This window comes from Streptomyces sp. NPDC041124, from assembly GCF_055592385.1.
Window position 1 is genome coordinate 471,433 of the sequence record NZ_JBVIYR010000005.1, and the last position, 21,885, is coordinate 493,317.

Sequence of the window (21,885 nt, forward strand, 5' to 3'; positions counted from 1 at the left end):
CGTCAAGTAATGTGCAGTCCCCCTGACCGGGAGTCAACGTCGCGGACCGAACTTCTTGAAATGCGCACGAACGGCCCCGGCCGACCTCCGTGACTGCGTGAACGCTCAGTTGCGGCGAGCAAGGGAGGGCACCGGGTGGGTGCCCTCGCGTCGCCGGCGGCGGTAAGTCCCCGGGCACCTCGGCTTGCCGAGGCGTCCCACCCGCCACGCTTGGGAACAGTGCGGCCTACCCGCCAGGACAACCCTCACTCGCAGATCACCTGTAGGCTGCGGCGGTGCGCACGGTCGAGCTTCTGTTGGATGAGGCGGCAGAGCTGGCGGTTCGGGAGGCCTGGCGGCGGCTCGCGGACGCGGGGCTGCCCAGTCAGGCGCGCCACCGCTCTCCGACCAACAGCCCGCACCTGACCCTGGCCGCCTGCCCCGAGCTGACCGCCCCGATCCGCTGGGAGCTCGCGGAGGTGGCGGCTGCTCTGCCCCTGCCGGTGCGGTTCACCGGAGTGGTCCGTTTCGAGCGGCCCACCTCGGTGCTGGCCTGGTCGCTGCATCTCGACTCCGCGCTGGCCGGTTTGCACCGCCGAGTGTGGGAGGCAGTGGCCTCGGACAGCCCGCCCGGGACCCTCAGCCCCTTCCACGACCCCGGGCGCTGGACCCCCCACATCACACTCGGCCGCACCCGGCGGGCAGGTGCCTTCGCCGGTCGGCGCGTCACCGAACTGCTGCCGGCACCGCCGCTCTCGGTCCGGCTCATCACCCTGCGCAGCTTCGACACCGAGACCGGCACCCTGGAAGTGCTGGAGCCCCGCTCCTGAGGACTCCGACGGTTTCTGGGGTGGTGGGAGCAGGGGCCGCGCCGGCCGCGGCAGCCGGCGGTCTTCTTCCTCCCCCGGGCCTGCAAGCCTATGCGGATGCCGCTGCCGCCACCCGCCGCGTCGGCCGCCCCCCAGCGCGTCCAGCACCGATGAACCATTCGGAACAGCGAGCAGACCTACTGGTTGCGGAAGGTGCGCGGATTGACACAGGACACGCTCTAACATGCACCCGTGGCCATCACACTCGAGAACGTCGGCATCGCTGTGCGCGACCTTGAAGCAACGATCTCCTTCTTCACCGATCTCGGCCTCACGGTCGTCGGCCGTGACACGGTCAGCGGTGAGTGGACCGACACCGCCGTCGGCCTCGACGGCAATCACGCCAACATCGCGATGCTCCAGACGCCGGACGGCCAGGGGCGCCTCGAACTCTTCGAGTACATCCATCCCGAGGCGATCGAGTCCGAGCCCACTCGTCCCAACGAGATCGGCATGCATCGCGTCGCCTTCTCGGTCGACAACATCGACGAAGCCCTTGAGGCAGCAGCAAAGCACGGATGCCATCCGCTCCGTGGGGTGGCGACCTATGAGGACGTCTACAAGCTCACGTACCTCCGCGGACCCAGCGGCATCCTGGTGATGCTCGCGGAGAAGCTGGGAGAGCACTGACGGCTGAGCGGTCCACTGGGCTCGCGCAGGCACGATGCGCTTCCTGGCCGAGGTGGCGAACTGGGCCAGAGCCCGACGATCATTTACAGAGCCACGAGCCATGAGTCGGTGCGTCACGGCTCATCGAGGGATGCCCGCCGGGCCAGGAACTTTACACGGAACCCCGTCAACCGCCGGGCGAAGACAGCCCGAGAGGAAGACCGGGGCGCGGGGCCGCCAGGCCGGTTTCGTAGGCGCGCACCACGAGTTGGGCCCGGTCGCGGGTGTGCAGCTTGGCCATGGCCCGGTTGATGTGCGTCTTGGCTGTCGACGGGCTGATGACCATGCGGTCGGCGATCTCGTCGTTGGACAGGCCCTCGGCGGCGAGGGCGACCGCCTCGCGTTCGCGGCTGGTCAGTTCCCCCAGCCCGCTCCGGACACGGGTGAGGGGCGGCTGGGTGACGTACCGGTCGATGAGTCTGCGGGTGATCGCGGGAGCGAGCAGGGCGTCGCCTCGGGCGGCGACGCGTACGGCGTGCAGGAAGTCCTCCGGCAGGATGTCCTTGACGAGGAACCCGGCGGCACCGGCGCGCAGCGCGTCGAAGACGTACTCGTCCATGCCGTAGTTGGTCAGCATGACGACATGCACCGCGGCCAGCGACGGGTCCGAGGCGATGCGCCGGGTCGCTTCGATGCCGTCCATGACGGGCATCTGGATGTCGACGAGCGCGACATCCGGCAGGTGCTGCGCGACGAGGGCCAGACACTCCTCCCCGTCGGCGGCCTCGGCCACCACCTCGATGTCGTCCTCGAGATCGAGCAGCGCGCGGAAGCCGCCGCGGATGAGGGGCTGGTCGTCGACCAGCAGGACCCGGATCACGTGGCTCCGTTCGTGGGGAGTTCGGCCTCGACGGTGAAGCCGCCGGTGTCGCGCGGCTCGGTTCGCAGGCGCCCGCCCAGGGCCGTGACGCGTTCGTACATGCCGAGCAGTCCGAGGCCCGGCGTCGGCGAGGGGAACGGGGTGGCCGTGCCGTCGTCGTCGACGCGGATGGCGAGGGCGTCAGGCCGGTAGTCGATCAGCACCGTGGCGGTGGTGGCGGCGGCGTGCCGGGCAACGTTGGTGAGTGACTCCTGAACGATGCGGTAGGCGGTCCGGCTCACCGCGGCCGGCACGGCGTGCCGCCGGCCCTCGACCGTCAGCGTCGTTTCCAGACCGGTTGTCCGGAACCGCTTCACCAGGTGAGGGACGTGGTCGAGGCCGTGGGGTGGCGAGGTCTCGTCGTCGCGCAGGGCCTGGAGGGTCACGCGCAGTTCCCGGCTCGCTTCCCGCCCGGCTTCCTGGATGGCCAGCAGCGCCTGCGGCACCGGCTCGCCTCGCTTACGCGCCACGTGCACGGCTACCTCCGCCTGTACTTTGATGACCGAGATCTGGTGGGTGAGCGAGTCGTGCAACTCCCGTGCGATGCGCAGCCGCTCCTCGTCCGCCCGGCGACGCGCGGTCTCCTCGCGGGTGCGTTCGGCTTCCTCCGCCCGCCGTTCGGCCTGCCGCACCGCCTCTCCGGCGGCGAACGCGGCGATCAGCCAGGCGATCTCGAGCGTGCCCCGGGCCTGCGCCAGGACCTCCCGTGCGGGCCCGCCCTGTGTCAGCAGGGCGGTGAGGGGGAGCGCGGCCAACAGGCCCACGGACGCCGCCAGTACGGTCGTGCGGTGCCCGGCGCGCACCGCGCCGTAGACCGCCACCAGATAGGAGACGGCGAGCACGTCGAACCCGGCCGCCTGGTGGCCCACCGCGGCCAGTCCGGTGACGGCCAGGACCACGAGCGGCACCCGTCGGCGCGCGGCCAGTGCCAGCCCGCCGGCCGCCAGCAAGGCGGCGCCGAGGAGCTCACGGCTCCCCGCGGGGTGCGGCCCGGACAGCCCGGTGCCCAACAGCACGGTCGTCACGCTCGCGGCGATCGCCCAGTCGGTGACCCCGGCCGGGACGGTGAACCGCCTTTTGTCCATACGGGCACCGTAGCCGGGTGCCGTCGCCGGCGGATCCGGCTCACGGACGAACTGCCGACTACCACGTGTGCGGTACTCGTGCGCCGCCTGCCCCGTCCGCGGTACGCGGATCCCACAGCGGCGGCAGCGGGAAGTGCCCGCGCCTGCTGGACGACCGGCAGGGGTACCGGCGCGCATGCTCGACGGCACATCGAACCTCACGATCAGCGAAGGAAAGGGAAGGGAGCATCATGAGTGCAACGACAGTGCTGATGGCGGCCGCCGAGGGCGGGATCATCGGTGACGGGCGGACGGGAGCCAACCTGGCGCTCGGGGTGGGCCTGGTCGGCCTGGTCCTGGGACGGCTGGCCCGGGCCCGCGCGGCCGGCCGCATCAGCACCGGCAACGCGCGTGTCGCCGGACTGTCGGCCATCATGGTCGGGCTGGCCGGCACGGTCCTCGCCACGTTGCACCTGGCCACCTCCAGTGGGGGCCCGGGCACCGGCAACGGACTCGTCGGTGCCATCGTCGCCGTCCCCCTGGGGCTGGGTGCCGTGCTGCTCGGCCGCCGGGCGCTGACCCGCCACCACCACGCCGACCGGACCACCCGTCGCACCACCGCTTGACCGACGTGTCTGCGACACCCCGGTACGGGCGGCCTGATCCTGGATCCTCCCGGCGCGCTCACGCACCTCCGGAGGAAGAGCGGCCCGCAGCTTGAATGGTGCGCCTCGTGGGAAATCCCTCACATGGCGCGTCGGCGGCGCCCGCTGCGTCCGGGCCGGGCCGCCGTTCGGATTACCCAGGATGGCCCTTCAGGTGATTGCCGTGCGCCTCACGAGCCGGACAGCGGTCACAGGGGTACGACGTCTCGGCGAGGACGAACCCGCAACGCCGTGAGGAGCATGAGGATGTACGCAGCAGTCCGGCGGTACCAAGGGGTGACCGATACGGCCGAGGCGGCACGGCTGGTGAACGAGGGGTTCGTGCCGCTCATGCGTCAAGTCGCCGGCTTCGTCGCCTACTACTGGATCGATGCCGGAGACGGCGTGATGGTGTCGATCAGCGTGTTCCAGGATCGGGCCGGGGCCGAAGAATCCATCCTGAGGGCTGCGGGCTTCGTACGGGACAACCTCGCGTCGCTGCTTCCCGACCCTCCCGAGATCATGGCCGGCGAGGTGGTGGCTTCCGCGTGACGGTGTGGGGACCAGCCACGTGAGATGGTCCTTCCGGCGCCGTAGCAAGGCGTCGCATGGACTCCACTCGTAAGCGACACCGGCCGAAGTGGCGGTCCCCGCTCGCCGGGGCACGGTGCTGCGGGTCCCACAGGTCGAAGGAGCTCCAGGCATGGCCGCCTGACCATCGTCCGAGGTGGCTGTAGAGGTAGCCGGGATGCAGTCCTCGTACACGGCGATGATGCGGCCGACGACCCCGCCCTTGCCCATAGAACTCCTCGAGATCCTGCTTCGTGCCAGACGTGGAACCGAGGACCCGAAGCTGCTTCAGAATGATCGCACCGGTGCTGATCGGACTCCAGGCGGGCCATGCCGACCTGCACCAGCGTGCCGCATTCACCGGGAGTCTCCAGCGCCTCGGCGGTGGTGGTGCCGAAACCCGCGTCGTCCACTGTCAGTCGGTCGGGACGGCCAGCCTCTCGTCGGAGCGGCCGGCCGTCGTGTCACGCTGTCCCGCAGCGGCTGCGGAGGAGTTCCACACCGTCGCCTTCGAGATCGTCGCAGTACGACGCGCGCCCAGTCATAGACATGATGAGGGACAGGGTGCGGCCGGACACGAGCGGCCCGGAACCGGTCCTGAACGGGCCGTCGTCCGCGACGAGTCTCAGGCCGCCGATGCGTCCCTTGGCCACGACCACGAGGTCTGTGCCCTGGTAGTAGTCGGCCGTCCTGGTGACGACATCGATCGGGTACTCGCGGCGGATGCCCAGCGGGCGCCGGATGTCTTCTGCGTGCACGATCGCCTCCCCCAGCATGGCGATGGCAGGCAGAGGAGGCTTGGTCGTGCTCGGGATGATGCGCCGGAAACGTTCAAGGGTGTCACCCGGGGTCGCGCCGAGCTGCTCGGCCAGCCGCATGGCCACCTGCTTGTCGAAGTCGAACCGGCAACGGATCACGCCCGCCATCCAGCTCACGGTGTTGAGGCTCGCGCCCGCCGTCAGATGCGCCAGCACCTCACGGACCGTCAAACCGGTGCAGAGCGAGGGCGTGGCCCATTGCTGGTCGGTCAGACCTGCGAGATCGGCAGCGAGCGCCGCTCGCTCGGTGCGGATCAGAGGCCAGACCCCGGTCTGACGATTGCGGTCTGCCGTACGTGCGGGATCAGTCATGCGCGCTGGACTCCAGTCAGGGATCGTGATCTGCGGGGCCCGTCCCGAACAGGAAGCGTCCGGCAGGGGCGTTCCTGAAGGAGACTCTTGTTCCGATGCGAAGTCATCGCCGGTGGACAGTCCTTTCCGGCGCCGCGGTAAGTGCCGCTGCGCGTGCCGCCGGGCGAGGTCGTGCACTCGGGCTGAGGTGCCTCGGGGGCGAAGCTGCTCGGTAGGCGAACCGGGTGCGCGTCACATCGATGCGGCTGTCGGACTCGGTGACGACCCGTCAGACAAGCGGGTCACATAGCGCTGCCGTTGCGTCGTGCGTAGGCGCGGGCGGCGCGGGCGCGGTCGCCGCAGCGAGTGGAGCACCAGTGGCGTCGGCCGTGGGTGCGAAGGAGGAAGCGGTCGCAAGGTGCGGATCCGCAGGCGGCGAGAAGGCCGGCGTCGGGGCCGGTGAGCAGGTCGGCCGCGTCGGCGGCGAGGGTCGCGAGTGCGTGGTTGACGGCCTGGTCCGTGGGGTGCGCCTGGACACGGTGTAGTCCCTGGGCCCCGTCCCAAGCGAGCAGGGGTGCGGTGGGCACCGCGGTCAGTGCCTCGTTGACGGCGCGCAGGGATGCCTGGGGCGGGGTGGTGCCGTTGACGCGGGCGGAGAGGAGAGCCCGTACGTGGCCGCGCATCGTGCGCATCCGCTGCGCGCACACCTCGTACAGCCGCACGTCCGGGGTGGTCAGGCCGTGGGCCCTGAGCCAGCGCATGGCGGAGCCGGGGGTGGAGAGCAGGTCGTAGCCCTGGCCGGCGGGCAGGGTCACGGCGGTGTCGGCGAAGTCCAAGGAGGTGTGCCGGTCGGCCCCCGGGGCCGGGGGGAGGGCGGCCTCTACGGCGTCGGCAGCCACGGTCTCTTCCACGGGTTCATGGTATCGCTTGCGTTTTTCCGTGACGCTCACCTACGCTTCCTCACGGAAAACATGGAATCTATCCGTGAGAGAAGAGGGGCATGTCCCAGCACAGCGGCGAGCAGATCAAGGTCCGCACCTTCGGTGGTCCGACCGCTCTCATCGAGTACGGCGGCTTGCGCTTCCTGACCGATCCGACCTTCGACGGGCCCGGCGACTATCCCTCGGCCGGTCCGACCCTGACCAAGACCGCACCCTCCGCCGCCACCCCCGCCGACCTCGGCTCCCTCGACGTGGTCCTGCTCTCGCACGACGAGCACGCCGACAACCTCGACACCTCCGGCCGCGCCCTGCTCGCCGAAGTCCCGCTCACCCTCACCACCCCCGGCGGCGCGCAGCGCCTGAGGGGCAAGGCCAAGGGGCTGGCCGACTGGGAGCCGGTCGTGCTGGAACGCCCCGGCGGTGGCACGGTCACCGTCACCGGCGTTCCCGCCGTCCACGGTCCCGGCCCGCGTGAGAAAGTGGAGCCGTTCACCGGCCAGGTCGTCGGCTTCGTCCTCACCGGCCAGGATCTGCCCACCGTGTACGTCAGCGGCGACAACGCTTCGCTCGACGCCGTCAGGGAGATAGCCGAGCGTTTCGCCCCGCTGGACACCGCTGTCCTCTTCGCCGGAGCCCCCCGCTTCCCGGTCCTCTTCGACGGCGCGCCGCTGGTCCTGGACAGTGCCCAGGCCGCCGAGGCCGCCGGAATCCTGGGTGCCCGCCGCGTCGTCCCCGTCCACCACGACAGCTGGGCACACTTCACCGAGGGCCGCGACGAGCTGGAGGGCGCCTTCACCGCCGCCGGCCTGGCCGACCGCCTGGACCGTGAGTGGATGCAGCACGCCTGAGCGACCTGACACACGGCACAGACCCCCATCCGGAGTCCTGTGCGGAGCCGTCCTTGGCGAGGTGCCCGCGATCACGGAACAAGCTCCAGGCCGGACACATCACAGACCGCGGGCGCCCCCGAGCGGCAACATTTGCGCACGTCACGGGCTCGAACCACCAGCGCAACCAGAGGTGTTGCGTCTAGGATGTCGCCGCGCGCAGACGTCACATCGGGGTCGTGTGCCACGCGCGGTCGTGTCCATGAGCAGCTCACCGGGAATGCCCGAGTAGCTGTGTCTGCGGGGGAGAAGTTCGGTGTTCGGAATCATCAGGCCATGCCGTCATCGCCTGGGCGAGGGCATGCGTACCGAGTGGATGGCGCATCTGTGTGGGCTGTGCCTGGCGCTGCGCGGCGAGTACGGGCAGTTCGCACGGGTGGCCACCAACTACGACGGCCTGATCATCTCTGTGCTGACCGAAGCACAGTCGGAGCGTACCCGCGACCGGCGGCGGGGTGCCGGCCCGTGCCCGCTCCGTGGGATGCGGTCGGCGGACGTGGCGCAGGGTGAAGGAGCGCGGTTGGCGGCGACGGTGTCGCTGGTACTGGCCGCGGCGAAGATACGTGACCATGTGGCCGACGGAGACGGTTTGTTGGGGCGTCGCCCGGTGACGCTGGCGGCACGTCGGATCGCCCGGGGTTGGGACCGGGCCGGCACCGCGGGCGGTGAACGGCTGGGCTTCGACACCGCGGTGCTGCTCGGCGCGGTCGAACGCCAACTGGAGATCGAACGGTTGGCCGGCCCCGGCGGATCGCTGCTGACGATCACGGAGCCCACGGAGACGGCGACCGCAGCCGCCTTCGCGCACACCGCTGTACTCGCCGACCGCCCGGGCAATGCCGAACCGCTTGCGGAGGCCGGTCGCCTCTTCGGCCGGCTGGCGCACCTGCTGGACGCGATGGAGGACCTGGGCGCGGACGAGGCGTCAGACGCGTGGAACCCGATCGCCGTGACCGGCACGGATCGCGCCGAAGTGCGTCGGCTGTGTGACGACGCCGTTCGTGGGATCCGACTCGCTCTGGCCGAAGTCGAGTTCGTCGACGGGCGACTGGTACGTGCGCTTCTGGACGACGAGTTGCAGCGTGCCGTCGACCGCGTCCTCAACCCCCGGCACCGTCACCACCAGCACCACCGGGTACAGGGCTCACGCATGCTGCCCTGGCTGGGACGCCGTACGGCGACGACAACACCTCCGGACACTGGCACGGCCTGCGGCACAACGGCGCTGGCGAGCGCGGCCCCGGAGGGTGCCTCGATGGCGTCGGGCCGGCCGTCGGAGGGGCAGTGCCGGCGGTGTGGCCAGTGGCGCCCCTTGTGCAACGGCTGCGGGGTGTGCCGCAACTGCTGCATCTGCGTCGAGGACGGAGAGCCCTGGCAGTTCGACGACGGCAACCGCGACGGCGGCTCGGTCCGGGATGGTTCCGGAGGCGACGGATGGTTCGGTGGCCGAGGCGGTGGCAACTCGGGCGGCTCCTCGGGAGGTTCGGGCGGAGGCGATCGAGGGTCCGCTGACTTTGGTGGCTCCGGCGGTGGCTCGGGTGACGGTGGCGGTGGCTGCTGCAACCCATGCAAGTGTTGCTGCGACTGCTGCGACTGAACTCTGGATGAGCCAGAGCCCGAGAGGAACCGGGGGCGGCGTTCGAACCGGCTCAGCATGCTCCCCATCCCGCCGTACTCCTCACGCCGAGACCAAGAGAACAGGGGATACCCGATGGACGAGGGGCGCCGGGAAGCACTGGAGCGGATTCGCTCCAAGCTCCAGCTGATCGGGCAGGTGGAGGCCGAGCACGGCTTCGGGGTGATCATCGAGGGGACGACGAACCCGGATCCCGTCGCGGAGCTGCCGCAGGGGGTGACCGAAGTGTTCGGCCTCTTCTCGCGGCTGGGCGCCAACCACTTCCGCTTCTTCCAGCCCGACGAGATCCGGAGCGCAGCCGCGTGGGCCGCCCGGGCGATCGTTCCGCACTGCCCGATGGGCAATCCCCTGACCATCGGCTGCGAGCGTCACCGCGCCCCGGAGGACATCGAGTGCGGCTCCGGCATTTGGCTGGACCTTGACGACGGGGACGTCTATCACTGCGACATCGACGACTACATCCACCTGTACAAGCACCCGGACGCAACGATCGATGTCCTGGTGTTCGCGAACGACATCGTCACGTTCTTCGACCGCTTCGTTCTCGGTCCGGCCTACCCCCAGCTTGTCGGGGCCATGATCGGGCCGGGTATTGTCACAGAGCGTGACCGACGCGGCCGCTATCGGGACAGATGGCTCCGTCTGCTCGTGGAAAGCGGCCTGGCCACGGCCGACGACGGGGAGGCGATCCGGGAGATGCCGGATGTGACCCGGTTGACCCTGAGCGACTGAGGGCCTGCCGGTTATCGAGGTGAGGCTTCCGTGGGACTTCGAATGGCGCTGCTCGACCACAGGGACACCTGAACGTCGTCTCCCGCAGGCATGAGCCGTGGCGAGCACGGCGAGGGGCGGCACCGTGGCGCAACCCGCGGCAGTCAGCAGACCGCCGGCACGCCGCACGGTCCGGGCACCAGGGGTCGGGTGTCCGGACCGTGCGCGTGATGTCAGAGACCGGACGTGTCGGTCATCTCCGCCAGCACGGAGTGCCAGTCCTCGCCCGGTCGCTCCCGCAGGGACGGCGCCAGCCGATCGGCCCGGTACTGCCAGTGGTGGTCGAGGTCGGCATGCACGTCGTCCGTGTCATGGACCGCCCCGACGACGCCCGCCCCGGCCCCTGCGCCGCCGGGATGCAGCAGCTCGGCCAGCCGTGTCGTGAGGTCGCGCCACGACACGTGGCCGCCGACGGCGTTCGCCACGCCGTGTACAGGCACGTCGAGGCACGATGTCACGGCCCGCGCCAGGGCAGCCGCGTGCACCCAGGGCGCGCCGTACCAGGCGTGGCCGTGGGCCCCCGGCCGCGGCAGCCCGACCGGCCGTCGCTGACTCACGGCTTGGTAGAGCATCCCGGTGGCACCCCAACGGAGCTGGTCGCGCAGCCGCTCGTGCGGGCCCCACACCAGGGGGGAACGTACGGCGCTCGCGCCGCCCCGGCCCTCGGTGCCGGCCGCGTCCAGCAGCATCCGCTCACAGTCCAGCTTGGCCCGGCCGTACGGGCTGAGCGGCTGTCGTGACGGTGCCCCCTCCGCCACGACGTCCTCAGCGGGATGTCCGTAGGCGTCGACGCTGCTGACGAAGACGAACGGGCCGTGCCGCCAGGCCTCCAGCATCGCCCTCATGGCCGTCACGTCCACCTCGGGACGGACGAAGGTGCACGCGGCGTGGATCACCGCGTCGGCGCTCGCCACCGCCCCGCGCAGACTGTCGAGGTCGGCGAGGTCGCCCTCGACGACGTCCACCCCCTCCCCGTCGACGAGGTGCGCGGACTCGGGTCGGGCCAGGGCGAGTACCGGACGTCCCTGTGCGGCCAGTTCCCGCAGGACGAAGGCGCCGACGCCACCGCTCGCTCCGGTGACTAGGACCGTGCCCTGACGCACGCCTCGGGAACGCGCCGGGCGGATGGGCGCGGCCGCGGCGGTGGCCCGCTGCGCGGCACGCTCCTCCAGCAGGGCGGTCAGAGCCCGGGGCGTACGGGCCCGGAGGATGTCCAGGCCGGTCAGGGGAAGCCTCAGCGCTCCTCGCAGCCGCTCGGCGAGCCGGACCGCGATCAGCGAGTGGCCGCCGAGGTCGAAGAAGTCGTCGTCGGGCCCCGGCACCGGGCCGTCCAGCAATGCCGCGAACGCTTCCGTCACGGCCTTCCCGAGGGGACCCTCCGGGACAGGGGCGGGCGGTAGCCCGGGCAGCCGCGACGTGTCTGCCGCGCCCTGGGGCGTCCGGGGCATGCTGTCCAGCAGGGTCACGGCCGCGGGTACCGACTCCGCGGGGAGTGCCGCCCGCAGGGCCGACCGCAGGTCTGCGCGCGAGGGGCCCGAGACGCCGCGCAGTACGGCGTACGCCAGGGGCGGCCCGCCGTCCGGTTCGACGACGACGGCCTCCGCGACCTGTGGGTGCGCGCGCAGCAGCGTCGCCGCCGGATGCCCGCCCCCGGTGGGCGCGTCGTCGCCCGCGTCCGGCCGGACCTCGTCCCGCGCCGAGACGGCGGGTCCCCACGCCGAGACAGCCGAGGCGCGCGCCCGGGCAGCCGGGGCGGAGGGCTGGGCGTGGGCCCGGACGGGAAGCTCGGACAGACGCACCCCGGGGTCGGCGGCGACCCGGGTGAGCAGCGCGGCGAAGCCGTCGGCCAGCGAGGCGGCCGTCGCCTCGTCCAGTACGGCGCGGCCGTACTGGACGAGTGCGGCGGGACTGTCCGTGTCGAGCAGGCCGAACGACAGGTCGAACTTGGCCTCGCCGACACCGACGTCCACGTGCTCGCTGCGGGTGCCGGGCAGCCGCATCACCGTGGGCTCCGCCAGGACGTCGCTGGTCACCCGGACCAGTGCCGTTCCGTCGGCGGCGCGGGCGGCGGCGCCCAGGCGCTCCACGACGAGGTCGAACGGCACGTCGCGGTGGCGCTGGGCATCGAGCAACGCGTCCCGCACCCGCTCCACCAGGACGGCGAAGGCCGGGTCGCCGGAGGTGTCGACGCGCACCGGGAGGGTGTTGACGCACAGGCCCACCAGCCCGCGCATGTCCGCTCCCCGGCGGTGGGTGCTCGCCACGCCGATGAGCAGGTCGTCCTCGCCGGTGAAGCGGCGCAGCGCGGCGAAGGCCGCGGCGAGGACCGTGGTGAACACGGTGGCCCGGTGCGCCGCGCCGAGCGCCCGCAGGTCTTCCGGCAGCCGGGGCTCGAGCGGCACCACGCGGACGCCGGCGGGCCGGATACCGGAGTCGGCGGGCGGGTGAACGGGGCGGGGCAGTGGGGGTGGCGTGGCCCCTTCGAGGCGGCCGGCCCAGTGGCGCAGCCCTTCCTCGAGCCGGTCGGCCGCCGCGTGCTCACGGCGCGCGAAGTCCGCGTAGCGCAGCGGCCGTGCGTCCGGTTGCGGAGGTGCGGTGCCGGGGGCGCCCGTGGGACGGCCGGTGGCGGTCGCGTAGAGCTCGGTCACTTCCCGGGCGATGATCTCCAGTGAGGCACCGTCGACCGCGATGTGGTGGAACGTCAGCAGGACCGTGTGGTCCTCCGCGCCGTGCCGCAGCACCAGGACCCGCGGCAGGGGCCCGGCGGACAGGTCGAACGGGCGGCGGGCCTCCCCGACCAGCAGGTCGTGGGCATGCTCCGCAGCCGTCTCCACGACGCGCACGTCGAACGCGCGCGGAGCGGGGAGGACCTCCTGGAAGGGTTCGCCGTCCCGCTGCCCGTACCGCGTGCGCAGGATCTCGTGACGGTGCACGAGGGCGGTCAGTGCGGTGCGCAGCGCCTCGAGGTCCAGCGGACCGCGCAGCCGGGTGGCGAAGGGCACGCCGTAGGAGGCCCCGCCGTGGCCGAGCCGGTCCATGAGCCACATCCGGCGCTGGGCGTGGGACAGCGGTGCGGGTCCCCGGTGGGCGTCCGCGGGGGCGGCGGCGGCTCCCGAGGACGCACCCGGTCGGCTCGCGGCACGTTCACGTGCCCGGCGCAGCAGTTCCTCCTGAAGGGGCACGGCCGTGGCCCCCGGGCTCTCAGTGGCCATCCTGGTACTCCTCGGCGCCGGGGCGCAGGTCGTCGTGGGCGGCGAGCAGGGCCTGCTCGACCAGGGCGGCCTGGGCGGCCACGGTGGGCGCGGCGAAGAAGTCGGCGAGCGCCATGTCGACACCGAGTTCCTCACGCAGGTCGTCGGTGACGACCAGGGCGAGCAGCGAGTGCCCGCCCTGGTCGAGGAAGTCGGCGTCGGGCCGGGTGATCTCGCGGCCCAGGGCACGGCTCCACATCCCGGCGACCGCTTGCTCCAGCGGCGTCAGAGGAACGGCCGGGACGACGGTCCCACCCTGCCCGCCGAGGTCGGCGAGGGCACGGCGGTCGACCTTTCCGGACGGGGTCAGCGGAAGACCGTCGACGACCGTCACCTCGTCGGGGACGAGGTGGGCGGGCAGGACCGCGGCGAGGCGGTCGCGCAGCGCGCCGGGCCGGGGCACGGGCCCGGGCGCCGCCACCACGAACGCGACGAGGCGGGTGTCGTCAGGGCCGGGCCGGTGCACGGTGACGGCCGCGTCGTCCACGTCGGGCTGCCGGCGCAGGGCGTGCTCGACCTCTCCCGGTTCGATGCGGAAGCCGCGCACCTTCACCTGGTCGTCGGTCCGCCCGTGGAAGTCCAGGGCGCCGTCCGGGCGGACGGAGACGAGGTCTCCGGTGCGGTACAGGCGTCCCAGCTCCGGATGGTCGACGAAGCGTTCGGCGGTCAGGTCGGGGCGCCCGGTGTACCCGTGCGCCAATCGGCTGCCGCCGACCCACAGCTCACCCCGTGAACCGTCCGCGACGGGCCTGCCGTCGTCGTCCAGGACGTGTGCGGTCGCACCCGCGACGGGCCGGCCGATCGGCACCGGGCCCTCGCGGTCCGCGCCGGTGACCCGGTGCGCCGTGGCGAACGTGGTGGTCTCCGTGGGCCCGTACCCGTTGACCAGCTCCAGCCACGGGAACGCCTCCAGCACCTGCCCGGCGTGCTGGGCGGACAGCGCCTCCCCGCCCACCACGACCGCACGGAGTACCGAGAACATCCGGGACCGCCGGGCGGCGAGCCGATGGAAGAGCGCCGTCGTGAGGAACGCGACGGTGACGCCGTGCCGCTCCACGTGCCGGGCCAGGTCCTCGAGCGAGGGCCGGTCGACGGTGCAGACCACGACGGCGGCCCCGTTGGCGAGAGCCCCCCACACCTCGAACGTCGACGCGTCGAAGGTCATGGGGGAGTGGAAGAGCACCCGGTCCCGGGGGGTGAGGGTGACGTAGCCGGGCTCGGACAGCAGCTCGACCGCGGCCCGGTGGGGTACCGACACGCCCTTGGGACGTCCGGTCGAGCCGGAGGTGAACATGATGAACGCCGCGGCGTCGGCACCGAGCTCGGGCGCGGGTGCGAAGGAGTCCGGCAGCGGCGTCTCCTCCGGCAGCGCGAGGACCGGACCGGTGAGGGGCGCCGCGTCGAGGAGCTTGCCCTCGCCGACGGTCAGCGTGACGCCCGCGTCGGCGGCCATCGCCTCGGAACGGGGGCGCGGATGCGCCGGGTCGAGCGGCACGCAGGTGGCGCCGGCCCACCACAGGGCGAGCTGCGCGACGACGGTGCGCGCCGAGCGGTGCATCAGCAGCGCCACGCGGTCGCCCGGCCGGACACCGTGTGCGCGCAGGTGGGCGGCGAGGGCCCGGGCGGAGGAGACGAGCCGGGCGTAGGTGAGGGTGGTGTCACCCTCGACGACGGCGAGGGCGTCCGGGGTTCGCGCGGCGTGCCACGCCACGAGGGCGGGCAGCCCGGAGGCGGGTGCGGGCCTGGATCCGTCGGGGGCGGTCGGCACGGGTCGGGAGAGCATGGGTCCTTCGTCGGGGGCGATGTGGGTGAGGGTGGTCATCTCAGGCTCCCGTCCCTCGCGCGGCTTCGCGGCGGCGGTCGACGAGAGCGGCGACGGCGCGCAGGTCCGGCTGGCGCAGGAACTCCGGAGCACGCAGGCGGACGCCGCTCTGCTGCTCGATGACGGCCAGCAGACGGGCGGCGACGATCGACGTGCCGCCGATCATCGCGAAGTTGTCGGTCAGCGCCGTCGCCGGCCGGGCGAGGAGATCACGTACGGCGTCCAGGACGATCCGCTCGCCCTCCGTGGCGCCCTCCGGCACCTCGGCGCGGCCGCCGGCGTCCGGGGCGGCCGCCTCGCGCGTCAGCCCTGCGCGGTCGACCTTGCCGTTGGCGTCCAGCGGGAAGGCGTCGACGATCCGCACCACCGAGGGCACGGCCTGTTCGGGAAGCCACGCCCGCGCCGCCGCCAGCAGCGCCTGCCCGGAGACGGAGGCACCGGGCGCGAGGCGGACGTACGCGACCAGGCGGACGGCACCGCCTGGGCCGCGGGGAGCGGTGACCACGGCGCCGAGTACGGCAGGGTCCCTCTCCAGCGCGGCCTCGACCTCGGCGGGCTCGATCCGTACTCCGCTGATCTTCACCTGGTTGTCGAGACGCCCGAGGAACTCCAGCATCCCGTCCCGCCGCATCCGCACCCGGTCACCGGTGCGGTAGAGCCGGTCCACTCCCGGAAGCTCCACCCCGGGCGCGGGGGCGGTGAAGCGGCGCGCGGTCAGCTCGGGGTCCACGTACCCCAGCGCCAGACCGGTGCCGCCGATGCGGAGTTCGCCCTCCTTGCCCCGCGCCACGGGGCGGCCGTCGGGTCCGGTGACGACGACCGTGACGCCCGGTACGGGGGCACCGATCGGCGGCGCCCCGGGACCTTCCGCCCCGGCGTCCGCCCCGCGCATGGCGTACGTGGTGGTGACGACGGTGGCTTCCGCGGGACCGTAGGCGTTGTGGACGGTCGCGGTCACGTCGGCGCCCGGACGGCGGCGCATCCGGTCGCCGCCGACGACGAGATGGCGCAGCACCAGGCCCTGCGGCCAGGGCTGCTCCAGCAGCGGTTCGACCATGGGGGTGGCGGCCACCGCCACCGACACGCCGGCCTCGCGCCACCAGGAGGTGAGCGCCCCGGTGTCCCAGCGGACGTCGTCGGGCGCGGGCACGAGTGCCGCGCCCGACGTCACTCCCGCCCACAGCTCCATCACGTGCGGGTCGAACGCGACGCCGATGAGCAGGGACTGCCGGTCGCCGGGCGCGAGAGCGGTCTCGGCGCGGTACCAGTCGAGCAGCGTGCCGAGGGCCTGTTCGGCGACCACGACGGCCTTGGGACGGCCGGTGGAACCCGACGTCAGCACCGCGTAGAACGCCCCGTGGGGCGCGCGGCGCGCACCGGGGCGGGGTGGGGCGAACGCCGCCACCAGTGCCCCGGCCGCGTTCACCCCGCCCTCCGGCAGGGCGAGCGGGACGTGCTCGGCCGTCCGGTGCCGGGCGGGAAGCACGGCGGGGGCGCCGATCAGGCAGGCGACGTCCAGGTCCTCGGTGACGGCGTCGACACGCCGCTCACCGGGGCGCGGCCCCAGCGGCAGGTACACCGCGCCCAGCCTGGCGATCGCCACGGCCGTCACGACGAGTGCGGCGGAGCGGTCCAGGCAGACGGCGACGAGGTCACCCGCCCCGACCCGGCCGCGCAACGCGGCCACGGCCTCGTCGGCGGCGTCGTCGATCTGCCGGTACGTCCAGGTGCGGCCGCCGTCGATCACGGCGGGGGCGTGCGGGGTGCGGCGTGCCCAGTCCTCGAACAGGGCGAGCACTCCGGTCGTGGCGCTCCCACGGGGCTCCGGGCCGCGCGCGACGCTGAGCGCGACGTCGCCCGGGGAGGCGGGGGCGGAGAGGGTGAGGACCGTCGACGGGGGCGTCGGCCGGGTGCCGGGGGAGGGGGTCGGGTGGGTCATCAGGACTCCGTGGAGGGGGCGCTGGCGGCGGAAGGGGTGGCGGCGAGCACGCCGGCCTGGTCGGCGAGCACCGGGTGGCGGAAGAACAGCCGCATCGGCGGACGGTGGCCGAGCCGGGGCTCCAGCCAGGCGGCCAGTTGCGCGGCACGCAGCGAGTGGCCACCGGCCCGGAAGAAGTCGGTGCGCTCGTCGAAGTCGTCGTGCCCCAGCACCGCGCGCCAGCCGTCGGTGAGCAGCACGGTCACCGGGTCGGCCGGAACCGTCCCGGTGCGGCCCGCACCGTCCCGCGGGGCCTCGTCCAGCGAACGCGCCGCACCACCGGCACCCGGGTCGTCCGCAGTCCCCGCCCCAGCGCCGGAACCGGAGCCCTCCGCGGCCTGTGCCGCACCACCAGGACCGGATGCGCCGGCCGTGCCGAGCGTCGCGGCCCTGCGGGCGAGTTCCGAACGGTCCGGCTTTCCGCCGGCCAGCGTGGGCATCGTGTCCAGGCGTACCCACCGCTCCGGCACCAGGGCGGTCGGCAGCCGCAGTCCGAGCCACGCGTGCAGCGCCCGCTCGTCCCACGCGCCACCCTCACCGGGGCACTCCACGAAGCCGACCAGCCGGGGTCCGCCGGCGGTCTCGCGGTCCAGCACGACGGCACAGGACCGGCCGCCCAGCGAGGCCGAGGCGGCCGCCTCGATCTCCTCCAGTTCGATCCGGTATCCGCGCAGCTTGATCTGGTTGTCCCGGCGGCCGAGGAAGTAGAGCGCCCCGTCCAGGCCCCGGTAGCCCATGTCACCGGTCAGGTAGACCCGTTCACCGCCGAGCGTGTCGAGACGCGTGAACCGTGCGCTCGTGCTCTCCGGGTCACCCACGTACCCCTCGGCGAGCCCGGCCCCGGCGATCGCCAGCTCGCCCACCGCACCGTCCGGCAGCGGACGGTGGTGCTCGTCCAGGACGTGGACGCGTTCGCCCGGCAGCTCGGTCCCCAGCGGGACCTCCGCCCCGTCGGCCGGCGATCCCGGCACGATGCGGTGGACGGTGGTGGTGACGGCCGCTTCGGTGACGCCGTAGGCGTTGAACACCGTCGCGTCGGTCTCCGCCAGGAAGGAGCGCAGCGCGTCGGCCGGCAGGCGTTCACCGCCGAGCACGAGCAGGCGCGGCGTCCAGCGGCCCTCGCGCAGGGCGGGCCGCAACTCCTCCCGCACGGCGAGGAAATAGCTGGTGGGCAGGTTGGCCACGGTGACACGCGCCTCGGCCAGCAGCTCGGCCAGCTCGGTGCCGGTCGGCACCTCGTGCCCGGGGACGACGAGGCACGCCCCCGCGTACAGGGAGGGCAGTACCTCCTCCAGGGCCACGTCGAACACCGGCTGGGCGAACAGCAGGGCCCGGTCGTCGTGCCGCAGCCCGTACCGCCCGGTCACTCCGGTCAGATGGTTCTCCAGTGCCGCGCGCCCGACGGCGACGGCCTTGGGGACGCCGGTCGACCCGGAGGTGTGGATGACGTACGCGGCGCCCGGCACCACGGGCGCCGCCTGCGCCTTCGGCATCCGCGGCGCGTCCACGGCGGCGGTCGGCAGGCCGCCCGGCACCGTGACGGGGTGGTCGGCCGAGGTGAGAACGAGAGCCGGGGCCAGACGGTTCAGCAGCAGTTCCAGACGGGCGGGCGGGTCCGAAGGCGACAGCGGGCAGTGGACCGCCCGGGTGCGCAGGCAGGCGAGGAGCGCCACGACCGCGTCGGCCCCGCGCGGCAGGACGGACGCCACCGGCTGGCCGGCCCTCACCCCCGCGGCCAGCAGGCGTTCCGCGAGAGCGGTGACCCGGGCGTCGAGGTCGCCGTAGGTCAGACGGCGGGCGCCGACGAGCAGGGCGGGCGCGGACGCGTCGTGGGCGGCGACGGGATCGAGCGGGTCCACCACCCGGCCGGAGGCGGCACCGCTCCCCGGCTCCGTCTGCCCGTGCGGGGCCGCGGCGGGGGTCTGCCCGGCGCCGGCGGCGGACCCGGGCGGCGCCAGGTCCGCCAGAGCGGTGCCCGGGGCGTCGAGGTAGGACCGCAGCAGGTCCAGGAACCGCCCGGCGAGCAGTTCGGCCACGTCCTCGCCGAACATGTCGGCGTCGTAGTCCCACACCAGGGTCATTCCGGCGCCGCCGTGCCGGGGACCGACACCGCGCCGGTCGTCCGGCAGCAGCACCACGTCCAGGTCGAACCTGGTGGTACCCGTGTTGAACCCCTCGAACAGCGTGATGTCCAGACCGGGCACGTCGACCTCGGGCAGCTCGGCGTCATGGGCGCTGAACATCACGTCGAACAGCGGGTTGTCCGCGCCCGAGGTGCGCAGGCCGAGCGCGCGGGTCAGCTCCTGGACCGGCACGTCCTGGTGCGGCAGCGCGCGGATGAGGACGTCGGTCACCTCGTCCATCGTCTCCTCGGCCGGGGCGGCGGGGTCCAGCCGCAGCGGCAGGGGGATGGTGTTGACGAACATGCCGACGGTCCCCTCGTGCCCGCGGGGCCGGTTGCCCACCGCGGTGCCGACGACCAGGTGCGCACGGCCGCTGTGGCGCCGCAGCAGTTCGGCGAACAGGCCGAGCAGGGTGGAGAACGGGGTCAGCCCGCGCAGCCGCGCGTGCTCGCGCAGGCGCTCCGCCAGGTCCGCGCCGATCGACTGCCGCAGCTGGCCACCGTGGTGGCGGCGCCGGGCACCGGGACGGGAGAGGCCCGGCAGCGGCATGTCGTAGGAGAATCCGCGCAGTTCGGTGGCCCAGAAGTCCAGGCCGGCGCGGCACGTTCCGGTCTCCCGGCCGTGGGCCTGCACCTCGACGTGATCGGCGTAGGAGGGCGCGGGCGGCAGCTCGACCGGCTCCCCCAGGACGTGGCCCCGGTAGACGGTGAACACGTCGTCGAGCAGGATCGCGAACGAGTGTCCGTCGTGGATCAGGTGGTGCTCGACGTGGATGAGCCGGTGGTGCTCGTCCCCGAGCCGCACCAGGGTCCAGCGCAGCAGCGGCGCCTCGTAGGTGTCGAGCGGGGTCTCCGCCTCGGTGCGCAGCAGGTCCCCGAACGTGGCCTCCGGGTCGGTGTGCGCGCTCAGGTCGACCGTCCGCAGCCGGGGCGCGCACGTCCGGGCGACCCGCTGGCCGGGTACGGCGCCGGCGACGGCGACCAGCTCCAGGCGAAGGCCCCCGTGCCGGTCGAGTGCGGCGGCGAGGCCGCGGCGCAGGGCGTCCGCGTGCAGCGGTCCCCACAGGTCGAGTGCCGCGGTGAAGTTGTAGGCGCGGCTGCCGGGTTGCACCTGTTCGTGCAGCCAGACGATCTCCTGCGAGGAGGAGAGCGGAAGCATGGGCGATCCCTGGGGTCGTCGGGTCGGGTGAGGGCCCACCGGGCACGGTCGTGTCCGGTGGCGGTGGGGAGCCGGCCGCGGATCGCGCGGACGGGTCCCGCCGGGGTGAGGGAGCAGAAGGCGGTGTCAGGTGGTCCGTGTGGTGGTCAGCCGGCAGCCGGTGGCGCCGGAGCCTTCGCGCGGAGTGCTCCGGTGAGCGCGTCGAAGGCGTCGAGGGCGGTGCGATCGGCCGTCACGGCGCGGTCCCACACCATGTGCAGGTGCAGTTCGCGCCCGTGGGTGACGGAGACGGCGAACGGTGCGCGTACGGGTCTGCCGTCGACGTGGACCTCCCGGCCCTCGACGCCGGCCAGGTGGAGCGAGGGGCGTTGTGTGCTGTCGTCGACGGTCAGCAGCCCGTCGAGGCGGCCGGACCAGCCGGAGCCGGCCTCCCGGGCCGCGCGCACCACCGCGTCGAAGGGCACGTCCGCCCGGTCCAGGTCCTCCCACCAGGCATCGGCGGTGGCTTCGGTACCGGTCGGGGCCGGCGCCGTCACGGCCGGGAAGACCACCGTGTTGAGGAAGCAGCCGAGCACGCCCTCCGCGCCGGGCGGACGACCGCCCCACGGATAGCCGAGCGGCACCGTGTGGCCCGGACCGTGGAGGGCGCGTACCGCGGATCGGCAGGCGTCCAGCAGGTCGGGGAAGGGCGTCCCGGCGGCGGACGCGGGCAGCAGCACGGAGGCGGAGCCGGTCGGCAGCACGGAGGCCGAGCCGGTCGGCGGTGCTCCGGCCGGGGGAAGGCCGTCTCGTGCGGCGGGAGCACGGTCGCGGACGGCCCGCAGCCGTTCGCCCCAGTAGGCCAGTGCCCCGGGGGACTCCGCACGCTCCTCGGCGTCCAACTGGAGCAGTACGGCTTCGCGGTAGGCAGCCAGCCCGGCGGCGACCTCCCCGGGTGCCGGCGGCCGCGCTCGCGGACCTCCGGCGTAGGCGGCGCCGAGCTCCTCGACGATCCGTGCCAGTGTCCGCCCGTCGCACGCCGTGTGGTCGAGGACGACCGCGAGCACCTCCGACGGCCCGCCGCCGTGGGGGAGGAAACCGTGCTCCTGGCCGCCGTCCGTCGCGTCCCCGGCGAGGAACAGCCGCAGCGGTGGTCCGTCGGGTGCCCAGGCGCCCAGCGCCCGACGCAGAGCCGCGCCGACGTCCTCGCCGGGCGCCGGGGCCACGCGGACGACCGGGACCTCGGGCTCCGCCATGCGCAGCACGGGGGTGCCGCGCACCACTGTGGGACGGCCACGGAGCACGGGGTGCAGCGAGGCCAGACGCTGCGCCGCGGCGGCGAGGCGCGACGGGTCCACCGTGCCGCGCGGGAAGGCGAAGAACATCGGGACGAGGTCCGGTCGCCCGGTGGGGTCCAGCGCACGCACCAGTAAGAAGCGGCGCTGGGCCCCGGTCACGGGCAACAGGGCAGGCGCCCCGGCACCAGTGGTGAGTCCCCGATAGCGAGCCAGGTACTGGCCCGTGATGCTGGACACGTGATCCTCTCCGTCGTGGCCACGGTGTTGCGCACGGCGTC

The 21,885-nt window shown here is 73.3% G+C and carries 16 protein-coding genes; 7 read left to right on the plus strand and 9 right to left on the minus strand.

Annotated features, from left to right (window positions below):
• Positions 1–275 precede the first annotated feature (275 nt).
• Together ACZ6A9_RS17055 and ACZ6A9_RS17060 are read left to right on the plus strand one after the other, a co-directional pair.
• On the plus strand, positions 276–809 hold the full coding sequence (locus ACZ6A9_RS17055; protein WP_468985604.1) for a 2'-5' RNA ligase family protein: 534 nt from the start codon (positions 276–278) through the stop codon (positions 807–809).
• 231 nt (positions 810–1,040) lie between these two features.
• A complete protein-coding gene (locus tag ACZ6A9_RS17060; protein WP_468985607.1) occupies positions 1,041–1,478 on the plus strand; it encodes a VOC family protein in 438 nt (145 codons plus the stop codon).
• A 166-nt stretch (positions 1,479–1,644) separates the two neighbouring features.
• Here ACZ6A9_RS17060 and ACZ6A9_RS17065 read toward each other — a convergent pair whose 3' ends face one another.
• Together ACZ6A9_RS17065 and ACZ6A9_RS17070 are read right to left on the minus strand one after the other, a co-directional pair.
• On the minus strand, positions 1,645–2,337 hold the full coding sequence (locus tag ACZ6A9_RS17065) for a response regulator (protein WP_468985609.1): 693 nt from the start codon (positions 2,335–2,337) through the stop codon (positions 1,645–1,647).
• A complete protein-coding gene (locus ACZ6A9_RS17070; protein WP_468985612.1) occupies positions 2,334–3,461 on the minus strand; it encodes a sensor histidine kinase in 1,128 nt (375 codons plus the stop codon). The genes ACZ6A9_RS17065 and ACZ6A9_RS17070 overlap by 4 nt, the downstream gene beginning before the upstream one ends.
• 230 nt (positions 3,462–3,691) lie before the next feature.
• Between ACZ6A9_RS17070 and ACZ6A9_RS17075 the strand changes: the two genes are divergently transcribed.
• Together ACZ6A9_RS17075 and ACZ6A9_RS17080 are read left to right on the plus strand one after the other, a co-directional pair.
• Positions 3,692–4,066 carry a DUF6223 family protein gene (locus ACZ6A9_RS17075; RefSeq protein ID WP_468985614.1) on the plus strand — a complete coding sequence of 125 codons (375 nt, stop codon included), beginning with the start codon at positions 3,692–3,694 and terminating at the stop codon, positions 4,064–4,066.
• Positions 4,067–4,351: 285 nt separating this feature from the next.
• The gene (locus ACZ6A9_RS17080) at positions 4,352–4,636 is read left to right on the plus strand and encodes a hypothetical protein (RefSeq protein WP_468985616.1); all 285 of its coding nucleotides are present in this window, start codon (positions 4,352–4,354) and stop codon (positions 4,634–4,636) included.
• A gap of 482 nt (positions 4,637–5,118) precedes the next feature.
• Here ACZ6A9_RS17080 and ACZ6A9_RS17085 read toward each other — a convergent pair whose 3' ends face one another.
• Positions 5,119–5,784, minus strand: coding sequence for a maleylpyruvate isomerase family mycothiol-dependent enzyme (locus ACZ6A9_RS17085; protein ID WP_468985619.1), 666 nt, complete (start codon positions 5,782–5,784; stop codon positions 5,119–5,121).
• A gap of 281 nt (positions 5,785–6,065) precedes the next feature.
• Positions 6,066–6,674, minus strand: coding sequence for a CGNR zinc finger domain-containing protein (locus ACZ6A9_RS17090; RefSeq protein ID WP_468985622.1), 609 nt, complete (start codon positions 6,672–6,674; stop codon positions 6,066–6,068).
• A gap of 89 nt (positions 6,675–6,763) precedes the next feature.
• On the opposite strand from ACZ6A9_RS17090, the gene ACZ6A9_RS17095 reads away from it, so the two are divergent.
• The 3 genes from ACZ6A9_RS17095 to ACZ6A9_RS17105 all read left to right on the plus strand — a co-directional run bounded on the left by ACZ6A9_RS17095 (position 6,764) and on the right by ACZ6A9_RS17105 (position 9,959).
• Complete coding sequence (locus ACZ6A9_RS17095; RefSeq protein WP_468985626.1) at positions 6,764–7,552, plus strand: MBL fold metallo-hydrolase; 789 nt, start codon at positions 6,764–6,766, stop codon at positions 7,550–7,552.
• A 295-nt stretch (positions 7,553–7,847) separates the two neighbouring features.
• Positions 7,848–9,188, plus strand: a complete 1,341-nt coding sequence (locus tag ACZ6A9_RS17100; RefSeq protein WP_468985629.1) for a DUF5685 family protein — start codon at positions 7,848–7,850, stop codon at positions 9,186–9,188.
• A 114-nt stretch (positions 9,189–9,302) separates the two neighbouring features.
• Complete coding sequence (locus tag ACZ6A9_RS17105) at positions 9,303–9,959, plus strand: hypothetical protein (protein ID WP_468985632.1); 657 nt, start codon at positions 9,303–9,305, stop codon at positions 9,957–9,959.
• A 212-nt stretch (positions 9,960–10,171) separates the two neighbouring features.
• Here the strand turns inward: ACZ6A9_RS17105 and ACZ6A9_RS17110 are convergent, their stop codons facing one another.
• The 5 genes from ACZ6A9_RS17110 to ACZ6A9_RS17130 form a co-directional block, all read right to left on the minus strand.
• Positions 10,172–13,210 carry a condensation domain-containing protein gene (locus ACZ6A9_RS17110; RefSeq protein WP_468985635.1) on the minus strand — a complete coding sequence of 1,013 codons (3,039 nt, stop codon included), beginning with the start codon at positions 13,208–13,210 and terminating at the stop codon, positions 10,172–10,174.
• Positions 13,200–15,071 (minus strand): non-ribosomal peptide synthetase, encoded by a 1,872-nt coding sequence (locus ACZ6A9_RS17115; RefSeq protein ID WP_468985638.1) that lies wholly within the window; start codon positions 15,069–15,071, stop codon positions 13,200–13,202. The genes ACZ6A9_RS17110 and ACZ6A9_RS17115 overlap by 11 nt, the downstream gene beginning before the upstream one ends.
• Position 15,072: 1 nt before the next feature.
• Positions 15,073–17,010: a non-ribosomal peptide synthetase gene (locus tag ACZ6A9_RS17120; RefSeq protein ID WP_468985641.1), complete on the minus strand. Its 1,938-nt coding sequence runs from the start codon at positions 17,008–17,010 to the stop codon at positions 15,073–15,075.
• Positions 17,010–20,330: a non-ribosomal peptide synthetase gene (locus ACZ6A9_RS17125; RefSeq protein ID WP_468985644.1), complete on the minus strand. Its 3,321-nt coding sequence runs from the start codon at positions 20,328–20,330 to the stop codon at positions 17,010–17,012. Before ACZ6A9_RS17125 ends, ACZ6A9_RS17120 begins: the two co-directional genes overlap by 1 nt.
• Positions 20,331–20,476: 146 nt before the next feature.
• Positions 20,477–21,844, minus strand: coding sequence for a non-ribosomal peptide synthetase (locus tag ACZ6A9_RS17130; protein WP_468985647.1), 1,368 nt, complete (start codon positions 21,842–21,844; stop codon positions 20,477–20,479).
• Positions 21,845–21,885 lie beyond the last annotated feature (41 nt).